The following is a 19,567-nucleotide window of genomic DNA, read 5'->3' on the forward strand; positions in this document are numbered from 1 at the left end:
TCAGCCCTTCACTGCGCCGGCGGCGATGTTGCGGATGAAGTGCCGGGCCCCGAACAGGAACACGATCACCAGCGGCACGATCGCCACCAGCGTCCCGGCCATCACGACCGCGTAGTCCTGCAAGTAGAGGCCGTTCAGCTGGGACAACGCCACCTGCAACGTCGTGTGGTTCGAGTCGATCAGCACGACCAGCGGCCACAGGTAGTCGTTCCACGCGTTGACGAACGTGAAGATCCCGAGGAACGCCAGCGCGGGCCGCAGCACCGGCAGGCCGACCGACAGGTAGGTGCGGAAGAAGCCCGCGCCGTCGACCCGCGCCGCCTCCAGGACCTCGTCGGAGATCGCGCCGCGGGCGTACTGCCGCATCCAGAAGATGCCGAACGCGTTGGCGGCGGCCGGGATGATCAACGCGTTCAGGCTGCCGACCAGGCCGAACTTCGCCATCAGGTCGAACTGCGGGATCGCCGCGAGCTGCGTCGGCACGACGAACGTCGCCAGCAGGATTCCGAAGAGGACGTTGCTGCCGGGGAAGTCGTACTTGGCGAACGTGAAGGCCGCCAGCGAGTCGAAGAACAGCACGAGCACCGTCGTCGCGATCGCCACCACGAGCGTGTTGAGCAGCGACCCGAAGAAGTCGATCTTCGCGAACACCTCGCCGATGTTCTCGAACAGGTGCCCGCCGAACCAGAACGTCGGCGGCGACGAGTAGATGTCCGCGGTGGTGTTCGAGGCCATCACCGCGAGCTGGTAGTACGGGAACAGCGTGATCAGCGCGCCGACCACCATCGCGCCGTAGGTCAGGAGGGTGCCGGGTTTCGCGGTCCGGTTCACTTTTCGCCTCCACGGGCCGGGCGCTGCACGAGCCGCCAGTTGAGGATCGAGAACAGCACGACGACCACGAAGATGCCCCACGCGATCGCGGCGCCGTAGCCGAAGTCGTTGTCCGCGAACGCCGTGTTGTAGAAGTAGAGGACCATCGTCATGCCCGCGCCCTCCGGGCCGCCGCGGTCGCCCAGCAGGATCTGCGACTCCGTGAAGATCTGCAGCCCGCCGATCGCCGACATCACCACGGAGAACAGCAGCACCGGGCGCAGCAACGGGAGCGTGACGCGGAAGAACGTCTGCACGGGACCGGCGCCGTCGAGCTTCGCGGCCTCGTAGACGTCCTGAGGCAGCGCCTGGAGGCCGGCCAGCAGGATGATCGCGTTGTAGCCGGTCCAGCGCCAGATGATCATCAACGAGATCGCGATCCGGATCGCCCACGGATCGGTGAGCCACTGCACCGGATCCACGCCGACGAGGCCGAGGAACCAGTTCAGCACGCCGAACTCGCTGGAGAAGAACGAGCCGAACACCAGCGACATCGCCACGATCGACGTGACGTTGGGCAGGAAGTACGCCACCCGCAGGAAACCCTTGTGCCGCACCGACGAGTTGAGTCCCAGCGCCACCAGCATCGACAGCACCAGCATCGGGATCGTCGACATCACCCAGATGAGCAGGGTGTTGCCGATCGCGTCCCAGAACGCGGTGTCGGTGAGCAGGAACCGGAAGTTCGCCAGCCCGACGAACTTCATCTCGCTCACGCCGTTCCAGCGCTGCAACGACAGCCACAGCGAGTACCCGACGGGGTAGACGCCGAAGATCGCGAACAGCACGAAGAACGGCGCGATCGCGAGGTACTGCGGGAGGTACTTCCACCTGCGGTGCGCGCTGACGGCGGCGGTCATGCGAGCACCCCCTGCCGGCGCAGCAGCCGTTCGACGGCGGTCCGCGCGTCCTCCCAGGCCTGCTCCGGGTCCTTGCCCGCGGCCTCGACGTTGGTGAGCTCGTCGGTGTAGGTGTCGGAGATCGTGATGTCCCAGGGCGAGAAGTAGACCGGCTGGACCTTCTCCGCGATCGCGCCGAACACCCCGATCGTCGCCTGGCCGCCGAAGAACTCCTCGGGTGCCAGCACGGACGGGTCGGAGTAGGCCGCCGGACTGGACGGGAACAGGCCCAGTTCGAGGTAGGCCGCGGCCTGGTTCTCCGGCGACATCAGCCACTTCACGATGTCGTACGCGCCCTGCGGATCGGGGCAGTACCTCGTGATCGCGAGGAACGATCCGCCCTGGTTGCCGGGACCGCCGGGCGCCTGGCAGACGTGCCACCTCCCGGACGTGCCCGGCGCCGACCGCTTGAGGTTGCCGGTGATCCAGGAGGCGTTGACGAACGCGACCTCCTTGCCGTTCGTCCAGGCCGCGCGCCGGTCGACGCCCTCACCGGTGGCCGATCCCGCATAGCCCGCGGTGAGGCCCATCCGGAACGCCTTGACGGCGCGGTCCCATGCCCGCCGCACCTGCGACTGGTCCTCCAGGTAGCGGTTCTGCCGGTCCAGGTACTTCTGCTCCTCCTGCGCGAGCGAGTAGGTGAACACCATCTTCGTGTCGGTGATGAGGTACCGGCCGGGGAGCTTGTCCTTGACCCGCAGGGCGAACTCGAAGTAGTCGTCCCAGGTGGACAGTGCGGCGGCGACCGCGTCCGGTTCGGCCGGCAGGCCCGCCTCGGCGAACAGGTCGTGCCGGTAGTAGAGCGCGGCCGGTCCGGTGTCGATCGGGAAGCCGAGCTGGAAGCCGTCCGGGCTGCGGCCCGCCTGCCACTTCCACGGCAGGTAGTTCGCCTCGTCCTGCCGCGCGCCGAGCGCGTTGAGGTCGGCGAACCGGTCGGTGGCGGAGAAGTAGGTGGAGATGCCGTCGCCGAGCATCGTGATGTCCGGCAGGTAGGCCTCGCCGGACAGGGCGGCGAGCAGCCGCCGGTTCAGTTCGCCGCTCACCTCGTTCGGCGTGAGGTGCTGGGCGGGGAAGCGCCGCACGGCCTGGTCGAGCACCTTCTCCGAGACACCGTTCGTGGAGTACCAGAGCGTGGTCTTGCCCGGGTTCGCGGTGGTCGGGCTGGTGCACGCGGTCGCACCGAGCGCGGTCGCACCCAGTGCTGCCGCGCCGGTCAGGAACCTGCGTCGAGTCAACGTCATCGGGGACCCTCCGGAGAGCCCGTGAACGCTCCCGTGAACGTTCACGGATTGGCGCGAAGCATGGGCCGGTCGAGTGAGCCTGTCAAGGGGTCAGGCGGACTCGCGCACCAAGAGAACGGCGCTGACCTGGAGTTCTTCGGTCGGCAACGGCGTTTCGCCCGCGACCAGCCGACCGGCCTGCTCGATCGCGAGAGTGCCGATCCGGCGGGTGTCGAGCGCGACGCTCGTGAGCGCCGGGTCGACGACCGTGCCGAGCTGCAGACCGTCGAACCCGATCACGGCGAGGTCCTTCGGGACGGCCTTGCCGAGTTTGCGGGCCGCCTTGAGCGCGCCCATCGCGATCACGTCGTTGTAGGTGAAGACCGCGGTGAGGCCGGGGTGCTCGGCGAGCAGCCGGCGCAACGCCTCGGCGCCGCCGTCGACGGACTGCACGGCGTTGCCGACGACCGGCGCGTGCAGGCCGTGCCTGGTCATGGCGTCCTCGAACCAGTCGCGGCGCAGGCTCGGGTCGGCGCGGCCCGCGTGGTCGAGCATGCCGATCCGGCGGTGACCACCGGCGACGAGGTGGTCTATGGCCGCGTGCACGCCCTGCTCGCCGTCGATGCGGATCGAGCTGAACCGCGGTTCGTGGTGGTCGCGGCCGATCAGCACGACCGGCATGCCGCCGAGGTGTCCGTCCAGTTCGGACTCGGGCAGGCTGAAGTACCCGACCACGGCGTCCACCTGGGACGCGACGACCTCCAGCGTGCCGCGTTCCTCGGTGATGCTGTCGGCGGTGTCGTAGACGATGACGTGCCAGCCGTGCGCCCGTGCCGCCTCCAGCGCACCGGCCGCGACCTCGGTGAAGAACGGGTTGAGCAGGTCGGGGATGACCAGGCCGATCGTGGTGCTGTCCTGCCGCACCAGGCCGCGCGCGAACCGGCTCGGCCGGTAGCCGAGCTCCTTGGCCGCGTCGAGCACCCGCTGCTTGGTGCTCGCGTCGATCTCGCCCTTGTCGTTGAGCGCCCTCGACACCGTCTGCCGCGAGACCCCGGCGACCCGTGCGACGTCGTTGATCGTGACGCGCTTGCCCATGATCACCTCTCGTCCGACTGCGACCGAGTATGCAGGGCGGCGAGCACCGCGGTGATCGCGGCGCGCGAGTCGCGGCGGATGGCGGCGGTGATCCGGCGCGTCACCGGCAGCTCCTTCGTGACCACGTCGAACCGGCGGTCGACGGCCAGCGCGGGCAGCACCGCGACCGCCAGACCGGCCTCGACGTGCTTGAGCGTGAGCATGTAGTTGCTGAACCGGCCGGCGACCCTGGGCTCGAACCCCGCCTGCCGGCAGAGCCTGGTCGCGAGGTTCGCCATGTACGAGCCGGGGACGTCGAACGCCCACGGCTCGTCCTTGCACGCGGCGAGGTCGTTCTTCGGCTGGCCCGGTGGGGAGACGAGCACGATCGGGTCCTCACCGAGCGGCACGACGTCGATGTCCTTCGGCACCGGCAGCTCGACGAAGTCGGTGGTCGTGATGATCACGTCGACGTCGCCGGAGAGCAGCGCGGGCATGCTGGCGTGCGGTTCCAGCTCCAGGATCTCGACGTGGAGGTGCGGGTGGCCGAGTTGTCCCAGGGCGGGGACGACGAGCGTGTGGATCGAGCTCTGGAACGCGCCGAGGCGGATGAGGCCGGACGGCTCCTGGCTGAGGTTGCGCAGCTCGGCCTCGACCGCGTCCATCTGGTCCAGGATCGAGCGCGCCCGCCTGGCCAGGATCAGCCCGGCCGAGGTGAGCCGGACGCGCCGCCCGGTCCGTTCGAGCAGCTGCGTGCGCGTCTCGCTCTCGAGCACCGCGAGCTGCTGCGAGACGCTCGAAGCGCTCAGGTTCGCGGCCTGCGCCACGGCCCGCACGGTGCCCAGCGCGTCGAGCTGGCTGAGCAGGCGCAGGCGCCACGGGTTGAGCGTCATGCTGTGCAGTATTTCCGAACAGCGAGCGTGGGATTGTGAGATGGACCTGTTGCTCGGCGCGTCCTAGCGTTTTCGGCATGGACACCTTCTGGGACGACGTCGACCGCCACCTCGTCCGCTACGGCGGCACGTTCACGCGCGAGATCATCGACAGCGCGTCGGGAAGCCACCTGTTCACCGAGGACGGCCGCCGGATCCTCGACTTCACGTCCGGTCAGATGAGCGCGATCCTCGGCCACTCGCACCCGCGCATCGTGCAGACCGTCCAGCGCCAGATCGCGAACCTCGACCACCTGTTCAGCGGCATGCTCAGCCGCCCGGTCGTCGACCTGGCCCGCCGCCTCGCCGGCACGCTGCCGCCGACGTTGTCCAAGGTGCAGTTGCTGACCACCGGCGCCGAGTCGAACGAGGCCGCGCTGCGCATGGCCAAGCTCGTCACCGGCAAGCACGAGGTCGTCGCCTTCGCCCGCTCCTGGCACGGCATGACCGCCGCCGCGGCCGCCGCCACCTACTCCGCCGGTCGCAAGGGCTACGGTCCCGCGACGCCGGGCAACTTCGCCATCCCCGCGCCCTCCGGAGACTGGCAGGCGCAGCTCGACCTGGCGTTCGACCTGATCGACGCCCAGTCGGTGGGGTCGCTGGCCGCGTGCATCGTGGAGCCGATCCTGTCGTCCGGCGGGATCTTGGAACCGCCGCCGGGTTACTTCGCCGCGTTGCAGCGGAAGTGCCGCGAGCGCGGGATGCTGCTGATCTTCGACGAGGCGCAGACCGGCCTGTGCCGCACCGGCACCTGGTACGCGTTCGAACGCGACGGCGTGGTGCCGGACATCCTGACGTTGTCCAAGACGCTGGGTGCCGGGTTGCCGCTGGCCGCCGTGATCACGTCCGACGAGATCGAGGCGGAGGCCCACGCCCGCGGCTACCTGTTCTTCACCACGCACGTGTCGGACCCGTTGGTGGCCGCTGTCGGCAACACGGTGCTGGACGTGCTGGAGGAGGAGCGGCTCGACGAGCGGGCGTTCAAGCTCGGGGCGTTGCTGCGGTCCGGGCTGGACGACATCGCCGCGCGGCACCCGCTGGTGTCGGACGTGCGCGGGCGCGGGTTGCTGGTGGGGCTGGAGATCGCGGACGAGTCGCTGAGCGCCCCGATCACGCAGAAGTGCCTGGAGCTGGGGCTGCACATGAACATCGTGCAGATCCCCGGGATGGGCGGGGTGTTCCGGATCGCGCCGCCGTTGACGGCGTCGGAGGAGGAACTGGGGGAGGGGATCGCGATCCTGGAGGAGGCCATCGGGTCCGTCTGACCACTTGGCCATCCGGCTCGGCTGGAAAGCCGAGGCCCGGTGGAGGCCCGCCTCCTACGATCGACGGGTGTGGGAGAAATTCGTCGCAGGCTGCTGATCGTCGTCACCGTCCTGCTGTGCGTCGAGATCTTCGTCGTCACCGGGCGGATCATCGGCTTCGACCGGGCGATCCACCTGAGCAACACCCGCGGCATCAGCGTGGGCTCCTCGGTGTTCACCCACCCGCTGGTGATCGTCATCGAGGCGTCGCTCGTGCTGGTCGTCGTGTTCGCCCACGCGTGGCGGACACGGCCTCTGGTGGCCGTGCCGCTGGTCGTCGTGCTCGTCGCCGTGGTCGACCACGCCGCGTTCTTCCGCCCGCACCCGGCCCTGAGCCGGGCGGACGCCGTCCAGCTGATCACGTTCCTGAGCGTCGTCATGGCGGCTGCCGGTCTGCTGCTGCGGATGCGGGAACGGTCACGTGCGGCGTTGGCGGCGGCCGCGGAGGAGAGGGCCCGGCGCGACGAACGCCTCGACATGGCCAGGGAGCTGCACGACGTGGTGGCGCACCACGTCACCGGGATGCTCGTGCAGGCCCAGGCCGCGCTCGTGGTGGCGCAGCAGGACAGGGACAGGGCGTGTGCCATGCTGCCGGGAATCGTGGAGGGTGGCACGGACGCGTTGGGGGCGATGAGCGCGATGGTGAGGACGTTGCGGAACAACGGGACCGACACCGCCACCACCGACCTCACCGCCGACCTGCACCAGCTCGCCGAGAAGTCGGGACTGCCGGTGCGGACGAGCATCGAACTGACCGAGGTGCGGCCGGAGCTCGGGCGGTCGGTGCTGCGCATCGTCCAGGAGGCGCTGACCAACGTCCGCAAGCACGCCTTCGACGCGACGAGCGTGGAGGTCGACGTGCGGCTGACGGCCGACGCGGTGCTGCTGTCCGTTGTGGACAACGGCAGGACGCGCCCCGCGCACTCGGGAGGGTTCGGGCTCGTGGGCATGAAGGAGCGGGTGAGCGAACTGGGCGGGCGGTTCTTCGCGGGTGCCACGGGAGAGGGCTGGCTCGTCACCGCCGAGCTGCCGCTGGAGGTCCGCGCGTGATCAGCGTGCTCATCGCCGAGGACCAGGACATGGTGCGAGCCGGGTTCCGGCTCATCCTCGAGACGCAGCCCGACATCGACGTCGTCGCGGACGTGCCGGACGGCGTGAGCGCCGTGGAGCAGGCGCGCAGGCTGGAGCCCGACGTCTGCCTGGTCGACGTGCGGATGCCCGGCCTGGACGGCCTGGAGGTCACCCGCCGGCTCGCCCCGCACACCCGTGTCGTGGTGGTGACGACGTTCGACAGCGACGAGGTGCTGAACAAGGCCCTGGACCTCGGCGCGTGCGGGTTCCTCACCAAGGACGCGAGCCCCGGCCTGCTGGCCGAGGCGGTCAGGTCGGCGGCGCGTGGTGACGTCCTGGTGTCGCCCCAGGTGGTGCTGCGCGTGCTGCGCCGGTCGACGCCCCCGGTCGCCTCGGCCGACGCCGAGGTGCTGAGCGAACGCGAGCTGGAGGTCGTGCGGGAGGTCTCGAAGGGCCTGAGCAACAACGAGATCGCGGTCGCGCTCAAGGTCTCCGTGTCGTCGGTGAAGGCCTACCTGGCGTCGGTGCAGACCAAGGTGGGCGCGCGCAACCGCGTCGAGGTCGTCGCGTGGGCGTTCCGCGCGCACGTGGTGGCCGGATGACCATGGCCATCCGGCCAGTCCCGTCCGCGTCGCTGTCCGAGCGGCCATGATCTCGGTGCCCTCCGGCTGATCCACCGGCACCCCTCGGCCCAGCAGGCTCGTCCACATCGGATTTCGTTGTGGACGAAGGGTTTCGGGCTGTGCTGGAGCAGGTGCTGTGGGCGTGGGACGCCGTCGGGGACGCGCTGGCGAACCCGCTGATCGCGGTGGGCGTGGTGGTCGGGGCCGTGGTGCTGGGCGTCGGCGCGCGGTGCGCGGCACGGCGGTTCGGATGGCGTCCGGTGCCCGCCGTCTTCGCGGGTGTCTTCCTCGGGGTCGTGCTCGGCGTGACGTTCTCGCGCACGCTGCCGGACTGGGCGACCGCACCCGGCCAGGCGTTCTGCCACCTCAACGGGTTCTCGTTGCACGGTTCGGCGGAGCTGCTGAACGCGTTGCTGTTCGTGCCGCTGGTGTGGTGCGCGGTGCTGGCGACGCGCCGCCCGCTCGCGGTCGCGGTGGGGGCCGTGCTGCTGAGCGCGGCGATCGAGGTCGTGCAGCCGCTGACCGGGCGCGGACTGTGCGAGACGCAGGACTTGTTCAACAACAGCGCGGGAGCAGTGGTGGCTGCCGCGCTCGCGGCGGGTTTCGTGGCGCTGCGCGACCGTGCCGAGGTGGCCCGATGACCGTCCAGCGGCGGCTCTGGGCCGCGGTCGCGGGCGGGCTGCTGGTGTGGGTGTTCGTGCGGAGCTTCGGCACCGGTGTGCTGGACCTGCGCGTGTACCTCGCGGGCGGAGAGGCGTGGCTGACCGGGAGCGATCTGTACACCGCCGCCTTCCAGGCCCCGAACGGACTTCCGTTCACCTACCCGCCCTTCGCGGCGGTGGTGTTCAGCGCCCTGGCGCCGCTTCCCCTCGCCGTGGTGGCACTTCTGTTCACGGCGCTGGGCATCGGGCTCTTCACGGCGGCGATGCGCCCGTGGGCCGGGTACGGCCTGGTGGCGTTGTTCCTGCTGCTCGAACCCATGCGCGGGGGAGCGGACCTCGGCCAGGTCAACCTGGTCCTGATCGGACTGGTCGCGCTCGACTGCCTGCTGCCGCGCACGGTGTGGCCCCGCGGCCTGCTCGTCGGGCTGGCCGCCGCGATCAAGCTGACCCCGGCCGTGTTCGTGCTGTTCTTCCTGTGCCGCGGGCGCTGGCGGCCCGCACTGACCGCCGTGGCGACGTTCGCGGCGTGCGGCGCGCTCGGCTGGCTGCTCGCACCGGGGCAGTCCCGGCGGTTCTGGTTCCACGCCATGCTCGATCCCGACCGGGTCGGCGGACTCGCCTACAGCGCGAACCAGTCGTTGCGCGGCTTGCTGGTCCGGCTCGGCGCACCGCAGTTCGTGTGGTTCGTCGCGGTCGTGGCGGTGCTGGCGTTGGTCGTGGTCGTGCTGCCGCGGCTGCGTGACGACTTCACGGCTCTCGTGGCGACCGCCGCCGCCGGTCTGCTGATCTCGCCGGTGTCGTGGTCGCACCACTGGGTGTGGATCGCGCCGGCGTTGGTGCTGCTGCACGGCCGGGTGCGGATCGCGGTGGCGGCGGTGTTCGCCGTCGGACCGCACTGGTTGCTGCCGACTGCGGGGGACAAGGAACTGACGTGGACGTGGTGGCAGCACCTCGTCGGCAACACCTACGTGTGGCTGGCGCTCGCGTTCCTGGTCTGGTGCGCGGTGCGGCCGGGCACGATCACCCGGCCGCGTCCGCCCGCTCAGCCCGTCAGCGCGCGGGAGTCCTCGATCGCCGCCCGCCGGGCCAGCCGGTGGGCCCGCCGGATCTCGGCCTCGCCGTAGCGCCTGCGATCCTCGTCCGTCTGCGGCACGACCGGGGGCACGCCCCTCGGTTCGCCGTGCTCGTCGACCGCCACCAGCACGATGTAGGCCGACGCCACGTGCACGGCGGGCACCGTGCTGTCCCAGCGGTCGGCGAGCGCCCTGACCCCGATCTCCATCGAGGTCGCGCCCGCCCAGTTGATCTGCGCGTGCAGGTGCAGCACGTCACCGACGCGCACGGGCACCCGGAACGTCATCTCGTCGATCGCCACGGTGACCGCGGCGCCCTCGGAGTGCCGTGCCGACACCACCCCCGCGAGGGAGTCGGCCAGTTTCATCAGCACACCACCGTGGACGGTGCCCATCAGGTTGGTGTCGTTGTTGTCCATGATCTGCGACAGCGTCAGCCGCGACTCGGCGGGCGACTTTCCGGGCAGCACCGGGTGGATCACAGGCTCTCTCCTCGCGAGCGTGCGGATGCAACGCCGGCGGCAGGTCTTCGGACTCGTGGGCGCACCGCTCGCTCCTACCGGCCGCCGCTTCCCGGGCTCTCGCCCAGTGCTTCGTTGGCAGCTTTCGTTCCCACTCACCGCTGCGGGGCAGTCCCGGATTCGCACCGGGTTCCCTCTTGCCTCGCTCCCGTCGCGGGGAGCGAACCGTCAGCCCGGTCAGCCTAACCCGCACGCTCGAACGGGGGCCCCGGCGCGTGGTCGGGACCCCCGTCGACGCAGCTCGCTAGCGGGCGAACTGGAACCAGTTCACGTTCGCCAGATCGCCGCCCGTGCCGCCGGTCGCCACCAGGTAGAGCCGGTGCACGCCGGTCGCGCCCGACGCGGCGGCCGTGCGGCTCGTCCACGTCTGCCAGCCGCCGGTGCTCGCCGCGGACACCGTCGCGACCACCGGGCCGGTCGGGCTGTCGAGGCGGTACTGCAGCGTGCCGCCGGCCGTGGAGCCCGACGCGAGCCGCGTGGTCACCGACGTCGGCGGCGTGGCACCGAAGTCGATGTCCGCGTAGGCCACGTAGTCGCCCGGCGTCAGGTAGCCGACGTTCTGGCCGCAGCCGGAGTCGGTGCACCGCTCGACCTGCGTGCCGCGCTGCTCGTCGTAGTACGAGGCGCCGATGATGTTGTAGGCGTTCTGCGTCGCCGGGAACTGCGTGCCGAAGCCGTACGGGAACAGCGGTGCCTTGCCGTCGCCGACGTTGATCGGCTGCTGCGAGGCGCTCTGCATCCACGTGAACGGCAGCGTGCCGGTCGGCTTGTAGTCGCCGAAGAGCACGTCCGCGACGCCGTTGCCCTCGGTGCCGGGCAGCCAGGCCGCGACGAGCGCGGTCCACTGCGGCAGCTGCGCCGCGATGTCCAGCGGGCGGCCGGACACGAGCACCACGACGACCGGGACACCGGTGGCGCGCAACGTGTTCAGCGTCGCGATGTCCTCGGCGTCGAGACCGAGGCCGCCGGGCCGGTCACCCGCGCCCTCGGTGTACGGGGTCTCCCCGATGACGGCGATCGCGGCGTTGTACGTGCCGTCGATGCCGGTGCCGTTGCGGTTGTACGTGACCGTCGTGGACGTCGACACCGCGCCGCGGATGCCCTGCAGCACAGTGGTTCCCGGCGTCACCGCGCCGCTGCCGCCCTGCCACGAGATCGTCCAGCCACCGCTCTGGTAGCCGATGTCGTCCGCGCTCTTGCCCGCCACGAAGATCTTCGACGCCGTCTTGGACAGCGGCAGCACGCCGTTCTGGTTCTTCAGCAGAACCTGCGACTTGCGCACGGCCTCGCGGGCCAGGGCGCGGTGCTCGGCGTTGCCGACGGTCGGCGTGTAGTTCCGGTCGGTCAGCGGCTTCTCGAACAGGCCCAGCTCGAACTTCTTGGTGAGGATGCGGCGGTTGGCGTCGTCGATGCGCGACATCGGCACGCGGCCCGCCTGCACCTCCTGCTTGAGGAAGGTGATGAAGTTCCGCCACTCGGTCGGCACCATGACCATGTCGAGGCCCGCGTTGATCGAGTCGCGCACCTCGGCGGCGGTGAAGCCGGGCTGGCCGTCGATCTGGTCGATGGCGTTCCAGTCCGACACGACGAGGCCGCTGAAACCCAGCTCGTTCTTCAGCACGTCGGTGATCAGATACCTGTGGCCGTGCAGCTTCGTGCCGTTCCAGCTGCTGTAGGTGATCATCACCGAGCCGACGCCCTTGGCGATCGCGTCGCGGAACGGCGGCAGGTGCGTCGCCCGCAGCTCGGCCTCGCTGACCTGCGTGTTGCCCTGGTCGGTGCCGTTGGTCGTGCCGCCGTCACCGATGTAGTGCTTGGCCGTCGCGAGCACCGAGCCGGGGTCCGACAGCTTCGAGCCCTGCAGGCCGGTGATCATCGTCGTCATCGCGGTGGCGTCCTGCGGCGTCTCACCGAACGACTCGTAGGTGCGGCCCCACCGGTCGTTGCGCGCGACGCACAGGCACGGCGCGAAGTCCCAGTCGATGCCGGTGCCCGACACCTCCTCGGCGGTGGCGCGGCCGATCCGCTGCACCAGCCCGGGATCACGCGTCGCGCCGAGGCCGATGTTGTGCGGGAAGATCGTGGCGCCGACGACGTTGTTGTGCCCGTGCACGGCGTCCACGCCGTAGATCATGGGAATGCCCAGCGGCGTGGCCATCGCCGCGCGCTGGAAGTTGTCGTACATGTTCGCCCACGACGTGGCGTTGTTCGGTGACGGCGCGGAACCGCCGCCGGACAGCAGCGACCCGATCCGGAAGTTCGTCAGGTCCGCGTTGCTGACCGCGTTGCGCTCGGCCTGCGTCATCTGCCCGACCTTCTCGTCGAGCGACATGCGGCTCAGCAGGTCAGCCACCCGAGCCGGGACGGGCTGCGCCGGGTCCTTGTAGATCGGGTCGGCCGCGGCGGCCGTACCGGTGGGGATGACGGCGGCACTGAGCAGAAGTGCGGCCGCCAGGAACTTTCTCACAGGGCAGACCTCCGGGGGACGAGGTCCTGTTTACCTTGCGGCACAACAGGGTTGACCGCAGCGTAACCTCGGTCGACCTAGTGGTATAGACCACGGGGGAACCGGAACCAGGACCGGTTCCCCCGCTGGTCCTACCGGCACCAGGACCGCACCGTCTCCGCGAAGTCGGGGAACTCGGCCCGCGCCGCCGCCAGCACCTCGGCGGGCGTGCGCGGTGCGACCCCGGAGTACTTCTCCGCCACCGCCCGCAACCCGGCGTGCTCCACCCCGCCGTCGAACCCGAACTCGACGGCCTCCTGCGGCCCCACCCCGCCCGCGAGCAGCCACAGGAACTCGCCGAGGCTCGTGGCCACCGGCCCGACCTCGCCCTCCGACCCGAAGAACACCACGGGCTGCGCCTCCAACGGGCCCTCCCGCACGATCCAGAGCAAGGCCAGCCCACCCGTCCCGTCCTGCCCGAAGGCCCGGAACGCGGCACCGTCCAACTCGTCGTTGCCGGTCCACGACCGGATCCAGTCGGTGGTCTCCTCGGCCGAGTCGAACTCCTGGTAAGGCTCGTAGTCCATGTTGCCCGGCGAGGGCTCGTCGGCCTTCTCGTCGTACTCCCACGGGAAGTCGATGCCGCCGAGAGCGGCCAGCGCGGCGGGGAAGGCGCGGTCGTCAGTGATCTCCACGCGCGCACGCTACTTCAACAGATCACGCGCCTGCGGCGTCTTGGTGCGGGAGAGGAGTCAGACATGCCCATGCCCAGGTGGTGGGGTCACATCAACAAGCGCGTGTTCAACCCGCACGCGCTCAGGAGCGGCAGGTGGGCGGTGCTCACCCACGTGGGCCGCAGCTCCGGCATGCTCTACCGCACCCCGATGGAGGCGCACCCGGTCGACGGCGGCTACCTCGTGGTGCTGGTGTACGGGTCCCGCTCCGACTGGGTGCGCAACGTGATGGCGGCGGGCCGCGCGAAGCTCACCGTGGCCGGCGAGGAGGTCGAGGTGACGGCGCCGCGGGTGGTGAGCGAGACCGAGGCGTTCGAGGCGCTGGCCCCCGACGTCAAGCGCCCGCCGAAGTCGCTGCGCATCAAGGAGTTCCTCCGGATGGACGTCGTCTAGTCCGAATGCTCGGTCGCGAGCTTGCCCAGCGCGAGCCTGTTGGTCAGCCCCGTCTTGGTCAGCAGGCTCGACACGTGCTTCTCCACCGTGCGGCGCGAAAGGTGCAGCTGCGCCGCGATCTCGTTGTTCGCGAGTCGTGCACCGAGCAGTCGCAGCACTTCGTACTCCCGCACCGTCACGCCCGCGAGCCGCAGTTCGTCGGGCACCTCGTCGACGCCGGTGCGGCGTTGCGTGACGCGGACGCCCATGAGGCGCAGCTGGGCGCGGCAGGCGCCTGCCACGGCCGGGATGCCGGCGTCGTGGAAGTGGTGTTCGGCGGCGCGCAGCCACGACTCCGGGGTGCCCCAGCCGTCGCGGGCGGCGGCCTCGCTGACCAGTCGGAGGCCCAGGTGGCGGGCCATCGGGTAGGGCAGACCCACGTCGCCGCTCTCGGTCACCAGGGCGGTGGCGAGGTCGTGGTCGCCCGCGGCGCCCGCGAGGACGGCGGAGGCGAGCAGGGCGAAGTGCTGGTCCCAACGGAGACCTGCGGCCGGGTCGGCGACGACGGTGTCGTACTCGGCTCTGGTCAGGTCGCCGTCCACGGCGCGCAGCAGCAACGAGAGGCCCAGGCGGCCGGTCAGGTGGTAGGTGGTGGGGGTGGCTCGTTCGGCTTCCAGGGCCGCCGCCAGGTCCGCTCGGGCTCTTGGTCTGTCCTCTTCCAGCAGGGAGCAGAAGGTGGCGGCCAGGCCGTGCAGGCGGGCGGTGTGCTGTTCGCCGCCCGGTTCGACGAGGACGGACCAGGCTTCGGTCAACGTTGTCCGATCGCCGCGGTGGCCCGCCAGCACGGCGCGCAGCACGGCCATGAACTGGCCGATCTCCTGCAGGCCCAGGCGCTTCGCGGCGGAGGAGACGTCGTCGACGACCAGGGAGGCTGCGGCGAAGTCGGCACGCAGGACCAGCTGCAGGCCGATGTTGACCTCGGACTGGTAGCGGGCGATCACGGCGCCGATGCGGGACGCCAGGTCCCGGGCCTGTTCGAGGCGGCCGATGTCGCCGGAGCGCAGGGCGTCGTCCAGGCCCAGGCGGACGAGAGCGTGGATCTCCCAGATCGGCAGGTCGTGGGCGATGGCGAACGCGCGGCTGCGTTCCAGGTAGGCGGTGGCACGGGCCGGGTCGCGGCGGCGGGTGAGCGCGCCGAGCAGTTGCCACGCCTGGCAGGCGACGACCGGGAGCGGCACGCGTTCGGCGACGGTGGCGGCGCGGAGTGCGATCTCCTCGGCGCGTTCGAGGCCGCCCGGTTCGGCCCGGTCGAGTTCCAGGTGGGCCGCGACCACGTCCACGGGTGCGCAGTCTTCCGGTGCCGCGTCGCCGAGCAGGGCGCGGGCGATCTCCACCTGGGACAAGCCGTCGGAGGTGCGGCCCGCCAGGTTCGCCGCCCACGCGAGCTGGGTGTGCAGACGGGCGCGATGCGGGCGGTCGAGGCCCGAGCTGTCGAAGCTCATCGCGAGCGCCCGGTCGACCTGGCCCGCCTCGGTGAGGGCGAGCAGTTGCGCTTCCAACGCCTCGAAGCGCTGCACGGGGTCCTCGACGAGTTCCAGGGACCGGTCGAGCAGGGTGACGGCGGACTGGGCGGCGCCCTGGGCGAGCGCGCGCCGTCCCGCCTCGGCGTAGAGCGAACCGGCCTGCGCGGTCTGGCCCGCCGCCTCGCGCAGCGTCGCGCAGAGGTGGCACCAGTCGCCGGGCACGCCGGGGTAGCGCTTCTCGACGGCGTCGGCGGCCCGGCGCGCCAGCGACGCCTGGACGTCCTCCGGGATGAGGGTCAGCACCGCGTCGGCGACCAGCGCGTGCGTGAAGAGGTACCAGTCCGGCGTGTGGTCGTCGGGGCCGATGAGGTGCGCGACCGGTTCGCTCTGCAGGTACCGCAGCAACGTCCGGTAGTCGAGGCCGGTGACCTCGCGGACGACCGTCAGCGGGAACCTCAGGCCGATCACGGCCGCGACCGACACGAACTCGCGCGCCTGGTCGTTCAGCCGCCCGAAGCGGCCCGCGACGCTGTGCACCAACGCGGACGGCGGCACCCCGGCGTCGCCCATGTTCCACACGTCGCCGGTGCGCACGAGGTGTCCGTCCGAGACGATCTCGTCGAGCAGTTCCTCGACGAACAACGGCAACCCGCCGCTGCCCGCCCACAGCAGGTCCAGTGCGGGCGCGGGGACCGTGCCTTCGAGACAGGCGCCGGCGAGCGCGGAGACCTGCTCGTGTCTCAGGCGGCGCAGTTCGAGGAGGGTGGCGGAGTCGCGCTTGCTGGTGGCGCGGGCGAACTCCAGCGCCGCGCTGTCGTCGTCGCGCATCGTGGCGAGCAGCAGCGTCGGCTGGTGCGAGATGTTGTCGATGACGTATTCGAGCACTGCCAACGTGTCCGGGTCGGCGTACTGCAGGTCGTCGATGACGACGGCGCAGCCTCCGTTGCGCCCCACCAGATCGGTCAGGCGCAGCACGCCCTCGGCGAGCACGATCAGCGAGCTGCCGGACGGGTCGTCGGCCGCGGTGCCCCAGTCGGGGTTGAGGCGGGCGAGTGCGGGGCGGTAGGGGCCCAGCTCGTCGATGTCGACGGTGGTGCCCAGGCGTTGCAGCGACAGCAACGCCTCGCTCAGGCAGCGGAACGGGATCGTGCGGCTCATGGCGCTGCCGCGGCCGCGCATGATGCTCATGCCGCTCTGGTAGGCGAGGTCGGTCGCCGCGGAGGCGAGCCGGGACTTGCCGATCCCGGCTTCACCGGTCAGGAATACGACCTGACCCCTCCCCGTAGCGACTTCCGCCAACGTCGTCCTGATCAGTCCCAGCTCATGGTCACGACCGACGACGACTGGTGCACGCAATGCCACGTGCACATGCAATCACGTCACGCCACAAAAGGGTGACACACGGTCAGAAACCGGACTTCAGTTTTCCGGGCGGCAACACGTGGAACCGTTTCCGCCGCCGGTGGCGGACACGACGGCGTCGAGCACGACGTCGACGTTGGCCGGGGCCGCGGAAACGCTGGGAGCTGCGGCGATGACGCCCGCGGAGAGGACGACACCGGTCAGTGCGGCGATCCGCATGCCGATCTTCTTGGTGGTGGCGCGAACCGAGGCGGACTGGTCGTGGGTCTCCGGCAGTCTCATTGCTTCTCCTGTTGGTGAGTAACGGTTTCCAGCTCTCCCCGGTGACCCGGGAAAAGATCAGTTGCCTGCTTCGAGGAGCAGGACGGACGGCGCGCGCTCCGGGAAACCCAGGCGCAGCAGGCCGATCCCGAGCCCGGCGAGTCCGGTGAGGAGTCCCGGGGTGGGCACGCGGTCGGGGGTGACGCAGCGGGGACCGTCGCGGCGCAACGTCGCGAGCACCTCACCCGTACGGCGGTGCCTGCGTGCGGCGGACCAGCCGCTGACCGACACGTCCGCATGGCCGAGTTCCCCGTGGCACAGGGACAAGTCGTCGTCCGTCCATTTGGAAGCATCGTGCTGGCACCACTGGACGGGCCCGGCGGGACCGTCCGGGTAGCGGTCGGCCAGCTCACGTGCGTCGGAGCAGCCGATTTCCGCGTCCAGTGCGCGCATCGCCGCAGCGAGGCCGTGTTCCGGTTCGAACTCCGCCGCGGCGCGTGCCAACCGAACGGTCGTGCGGGCCCAGCGCGCGACCTCGTCGTCGTTGGTCAGCCTGGCGATCCTGGCGAGCCCGTAACCGATGCCGGCGAAGCCGGTGAGGCCGCCGGAGCCGACCGCGGCGATCAGGTCGTCGTTGTCCTTCAACCCGGCGAGCAGGTCGGGGATCGCGTTCAGCGTGCGGCGGGCGACGTCGGTGTAGCGGGTGACCTCGCTGATCTGGCCCAGCTGCGCGAGGAACAGCGCGACGCCGGTGTAGCCGTGTGCGAGTCCGGCACCCATCGGGAGCACGAGCCAGCGCGTGTCGCCGACGGGCTCGAGGCCGATCCAGTTGACGCGGTCGGTGCCGTAGCTGGTGGTCACGATCCGGTCGGCGATCGCGCACGCCGCGGAGAGCACCTCGTCGGTGCCGACGGCGTGCGGCTGCACCTGCCCAGGACCGGTACCGGTGACCGCGACCCGGCGGGTGGCGAGCGATGCGGCGATCACCCACTCCTGGTCGTCCCGGTCGAACTCGTCGAACGCGGCCAGGCAGGCGAGCGCGTCCTCCAGGCCGGACGTGGCGAGGACGTCGCCGAGGGTTCCGCCGGCGGCGTGCAGGTCGTGGCCGTCGGCCCTGGTCGTGAAGAGCGGGACGTCGCCCGCGTCGAGCTCGGCCGCTTCGAGTTCGGCCAGCCCCGGGAGGGCGGCGGTCGCGCACGCCGTGGTGAACGCGTCGTGCCGGATCTTCGGCTGCCGCAGGAACTCCGGGGCGCGCGCGGCGGCGAGGAGGTCCGCGTACCGGGCCGTCGGCCTCGGCACGATCCGCACCGGCACCGACGCGCAGCCGGCCAGCAGGGCGGCGAACTCCGCGCTGTGGAGGGAGATCGCGTCGTAGGTCTGGCGGAACCCGGTCGTGATCGCGTCGGCGTGGTCGGCGGCCTCGACCGGCTCACCCCGCCAGGTGGGACGGTTGGCCGCCCCGGTCGTGATCTCCGGTCGCTGCACGGCACGCATCCGGTCGGTGCCGGCGTCGAGCCATCCCGTTGTGGTGCTTGAGGTTTCCTGGCCCGCGTCACCGCCGGCGCCGGAGATGTCGACCAGCCCGTGCCGCCCGGCCAGCGCGGGCAGCAGACCCGTGCGGGCGACCGAACGGCCGAGCGCGACGACGGCGGGGTCGGGCCGTTCGCCGGGCAGCTGGGCCTGGAAGAGGGTTTCCACGTCGATCAGCAGCGGCTGGTCGGCGCGGGTGATCACGTTCTGGTGGTGCATGTCGGTGGCGCGCAACATGTGCAGCACGGCGAGCAGGCCGCCGAGGCGCAGGAAGTAGGCGGTGGCGTCCGGGGTGGGCAGCGGCGCCGGCTCGACGTGCTCGGTCCAGCCGTGACCGCCGGACGGCAGCGCCTTCACGGTCGCGAGGCCGAGGTCGACGAGGTCGTTGACGAGGTCGACGACGTGCGCGAGGGCCAGGTGCGCGTCCACGCCGCGCGGCTTGTAGACGAGGCGTTGGCCGTCGGCGAGTTCGACGACCGTGGTGGACCGTCCGCCCCGGTGCCGGTCACCGCCGGGGTGTGCGGCGACGAGCGGGGACTTCGTGTCGAGCAGCGTGCCGGTCAGCCGGTCCTGGTCCTCGGCGTAGCGGGTGGCGAGTTCGGTGACGGTCTCGACGGCGGTGTCGCGTTCCCGGTCCAGGTCTGCTGCGAGCACGGGGTAGCCGGCCAGGTGGTCCCGGGTGAGGAAGTCCTGGAACCGTGCGTGCTCGTCCTCGCCCTGGAGGTCCGTCGCCTGGGCGAGTTCGTGCACGAGGACCGGCGTCGCGATGCGGGCGAGCCTAGTGCCCAGGCGTGCGGCGGTGCCGGCCACGAGGGCGTTCGCGTCGACGGCGTGCTCGGGCAGCGAGGCCAGGCAAGCGTGCAGACGGGCGCTCGCCGCGCTCACCCACGGGGCCACGACGTGCGCGAACACGTCCGTGGGAGCGGGTGTGGCGCGGCAGGCGATCTCCATGAGACGAAGCGTGCCAGGGCGCTACCGGCGGGTCATGCGTGGAGAACACCACCATTGCCCCGCACCTGCGCACGGGCCACTACGCATGCTCACCCATGCCGCTCGGGGACCGCTTGAGCCGGTGGGTGCCGTGCCCGTG

17 protein-coding genes, 1 pseudogene and 1 riboswitch are annotated in these 19,567 nt (G+C 70.9%); of the genes and pseudogenes, 6 read left to right on the forward strand and 12 right to left on the reverse strand.

Annotated features, from left to right (window positions below; all coding sequences use genetic code 11):
* The 5 genes from QSK25_RS05885 to QSK25_RS05905 form a co-directional block, all read right to left on the reverse strand.
* Positions 1 to 831, reverse strand: coding sequence for a carbohydrate ABC transporter permease (locus QSK25_RS05885; RefSeq protein ID WP_285634174.1), 831 nt, complete (start codon positions 829 to 831; stop codon positions 1 to 3).
* Positions 828 to 1,730 carry a carbohydrate ABC transporter permease gene (locus tag QSK25_RS05890; protein WP_285634177.1) on the reverse strand — a complete coding sequence of 301 codons (903 nt, stop codon included), beginning with the start codon at positions 1,728 to 1,730 and terminating at the stop codon, positions 828 to 830. The genes QSK25_RS05885 and QSK25_RS05890 overlap by 4 nt, the downstream gene beginning before the upstream one ends.
* Entirely contained in the window at positions 1,727 to 3,010 is a 1,284-nt protein-coding gene (locus tag QSK25_RS05895; RefSeq protein ID WP_285634180.1) for an extracellular solute-binding protein, read from the reverse strand. Before QSK25_RS05895 ends, QSK25_RS05890 begins: the two co-directional genes overlap by 4 nt.
* A 90-nt stretch (positions 3,011 to 3,100) precedes the next feature.
* Complete coding sequence (locus QSK25_RS05900) at positions 3,101 to 4,084, reverse strand: LacI family DNA-binding transcriptional regulator (protein WP_285634183.1); 984 nt, start codon at positions 4,082 to 4,084, stop codon at positions 3,101 to 3,103.
* A gap of 2 nt (positions 4,085 to 4,086) precedes the next feature.
* Entirely contained in the window at positions 4,087 to 4,956 is an 870-nt protein-coding gene (locus QSK25_RS05905) for a LysR family transcriptional regulator (protein WP_285634186.1), read from the reverse strand.
* Between the two features lie 77 nt (positions 4,957 to 5,033).
* Between QSK25_RS05905 and QSK25_RS05910 the strand changes: the two genes are divergently transcribed.
* From QSK25_RS05910 to QSK25_RS05930, 5 genes are all read left to right on the forward strand, one after another.
* Positions 5,034 to 6,260 (forward strand): aspartate aminotransferase family protein, encoded by a 1,227-nt coding sequence (locus QSK25_RS05910; protein WP_285634190.1) that lies wholly within the window; start codon positions 5,034 to 5,036, stop codon positions 6,258 to 6,260.
* 69 nt (positions 6,261 to 6,329) lie between these two features.
* Positions 6,330 to 7,349 carry a sensor histidine kinase gene (locus tag QSK25_RS05915; RefSeq protein WP_285634194.1) on the forward strand — a complete coding sequence of 340 codons (1,020 nt, stop codon included), beginning with the start codon at positions 6,330 to 6,332 and terminating at the stop codon, positions 7,347 to 7,349.
* The gene (locus tag QSK25_RS05920) at positions 7,346 to 7,972 is read left to right on the forward strand and encodes a response regulator transcription factor (RefSeq protein WP_285634197.1); all 627 of its coding nucleotides are present in this window, start codon (positions 7,346 to 7,348) and stop codon (positions 7,970 to 7,972) included. The genes QSK25_RS05915 and QSK25_RS05920 overlap by 4 nt, the downstream gene beginning before the upstream one ends.
* 119 nt (positions 7,973 to 8,091) lie before the next feature.
* Positions 8,092 to 8,634, forward strand: coding sequence for a VanZ family protein (locus QSK25_RS05925; protein ID WP_285634200.1), 543 nt, complete (start codon positions 8,092 to 8,094; stop codon positions 8,632 to 8,634).
* The gene (locus QSK25_RS05930; RefSeq protein WP_285634203.1) at positions 8,631 to 9,779 is read left to right on the forward strand and encodes a glycosyltransferase 87 family protein; all 1,149 of its coding nucleotides are present in this window, start codon (positions 8,631 to 8,633) and stop codon (positions 9,777 to 9,779) included. The genes QSK25_RS05925 and QSK25_RS05930 overlap by 4 nt, the downstream gene beginning before the upstream one ends.
* Here the strand turns inward: QSK25_RS05930 and QSK25_RS05935 are convergent.
* From QSK25_RS05935 to QSK25_RS05950, 4 genes and pseudogenes are all read right to left on the reverse strand, one after another.
* Positions 9,698 to 10,210: an acyl-CoA thioesterase gene (locus QSK25_RS05935; RefSeq protein ID WP_285634206.1), complete on the reverse strand. Its 513-nt coding sequence runs from the start codon at positions 10,208 to 10,210 to the stop codon at positions 9,698 to 9,700. The two genes, QSK25_RS05930 and QSK25_RS05935, sit on opposite strands and share 82 nt — an antisense overlap.
* Before the next feature lie 21 nt (positions 10,211 to 10,231).
* Positions 10,232 to 10,434: riboswitch (cobalamin riboswitch) on the reverse strand.
* A 59-nt stretch (positions 10,435 to 10,493) separates the two neighbouring features.
* Positions 10,494 to 10,883, reverse strand: coding sequence for a carbohydrate-binding protein (locus QSK25_RS05940; protein WP_285635255.1), 390 nt, complete (start codon positions 10,881 to 10,883; stop codon positions 10,494 to 10,496).
* Between the two features lie 24 nt (positions 10,884 to 10,907).
* Positions 10,908 to 12,716 (reverse strand): annotated as a pseudogene (locus QSK25_RS05945) (glycoside hydrolase family 3 protein); the annotation flags it as partial.
* Positions 12,717 to 12,847: 131 nt separating this feature from the next.
* Positions 12,848 to 13,390, reverse strand: a complete 543-nt coding sequence (locus tag QSK25_RS05950) for an SMI1/KNR4 family protein (RefSeq protein WP_285634209.1) — start codon at positions 13,388 to 13,390, stop codon at positions 12,848 to 12,850.
* A gap of 63 nt (positions 13,391 to 13,453) precedes the next feature.
* Between QSK25_RS05950 and QSK25_RS05955 the strand changes: the two genes are divergently transcribed.
* Entirely contained in the window at positions 13,454 to 13,822 is a 369-nt protein-coding gene (locus QSK25_RS05955; RefSeq protein ID WP_285634212.1) for a nitroreductase family deazaflavin-dependent oxidoreductase, read from the forward strand.
* Here the strand turns inward: QSK25_RS05955 and QSK25_RS05960 are convergent.
* The 3 genes from QSK25_RS05960 to QSK25_RS05970 are packed head-to-tail and all read right to left on the reverse strand — an operon-like array spanning position 13,819 to position 19,428.
* On the reverse strand, positions 13,819 to 16,692 hold the full coding sequence (locus QSK25_RS05960; protein ID WP_352235709.1) for an ATP-binding protein: 2,874 nt from the start codon (positions 16,690 to 16,692) through the stop codon (positions 13,819 to 13,821). The genes QSK25_RS05955 and QSK25_RS05960 overlap by 4 nt on opposite strands.
* A gap of 51 nt (positions 16,693 to 16,743) precedes the next feature.
* Positions 16,744 to 16,968, reverse strand: coding sequence for a hypothetical protein (locus tag QSK25_RS05965; RefSeq protein ID WP_285634219.1), 225 nt, complete (start codon positions 16,966 to 16,968; stop codon positions 16,744 to 16,746).
* Positions 16,969 to 17,025: 57 nt separating this feature from the next.
* Positions 17,026 to 19,428 (reverse strand): type 2 lanthipeptide synthetase LanM family protein, encoded by a 2,403-nt coding sequence (locus tag QSK25_RS05970; RefSeq protein ID WP_285634230.1) that lies wholly within the window; start codon positions 19,426 to 19,428, stop codon positions 17,026 to 17,028.
* Positions 19,429 to 19,567 lie beyond the last annotated feature (139 nt).

The organism is Lentzea sp. NBRC 102530, from assembly GCF_030269365.1.
In the GTDB taxonomy this organism is placed as follows: Bacteria; Actinomycetota; Actinomycetes; order Mycobacteriales; family Pseudonocardiaceae; genus Lentzea.

Bases quoted from the DNA above. Each gene is read 5' to 3' on its own strand.
- QSK25_RS05895 (WP_285634180.1), bottom strand. From the start codon at position 3,010: ATGACGTTGACTCGACGCAGGTTCCTGACCGGCGCGGCAGCACTGGGT.
- QSK25_RS05970 (WP_285634230.1), bottom strand. From the start codon at position 19,428: ATGGAGATCGCCTGCCGCGCCACACCCGCTCCCACGGACGTGTTCGCG.
- QSK25_RS05905 (WP_285634186.1), bottom strand. From the start codon at position 4,956: ATGACGCTCAACCCGTGGCGCCTGCGCCTGCTCAGCCAGCTCGACGCG.
- QSK25_RS05965 (WP_285634219.1), bottom strand. From the start codon at position 16,968: ATGAGACTGCCGGAGACCCACGACCAGTCCGCCTCGGTTCGCGCCACC.
- QSK25_RS05910 (WP_285634190.1), top strand. From the start codon at position 5,034: ATGGACACCTTCTGGGACGACGTCGACCGCCACCTCGTCCGCTACGGC.
- QSK25_RS05930 (WP_285634203.1), top strand. From the start codon at position 8,631: ATGACCGTCCAGCGGCGGCTCTGGGCCGCGGTCGCGGGCGGGCTGCTG.
- QSK25_RS05900 (WP_285634183.1), bottom strand. From the start codon at position 4,084: ATGGGCAAGCGCGTCACGATCAACGACGTCGCACGGGTCGCCGGGGTC.
- QSK25_RS05890 (WP_285634177.1), bottom strand. From the start codon at position 1,730: ATGACCGCCGCCGTCAGCGCGCACCGCAGGTGGAAGTACCTCCCGCAG.
- QSK25_RS05955 (WP_285634212.1), top strand. From the start codon at position 13,454: ATGCCCATGCCCAGGTGGTGGGGTCACATCAACAAGCGCGTGTTCAAC.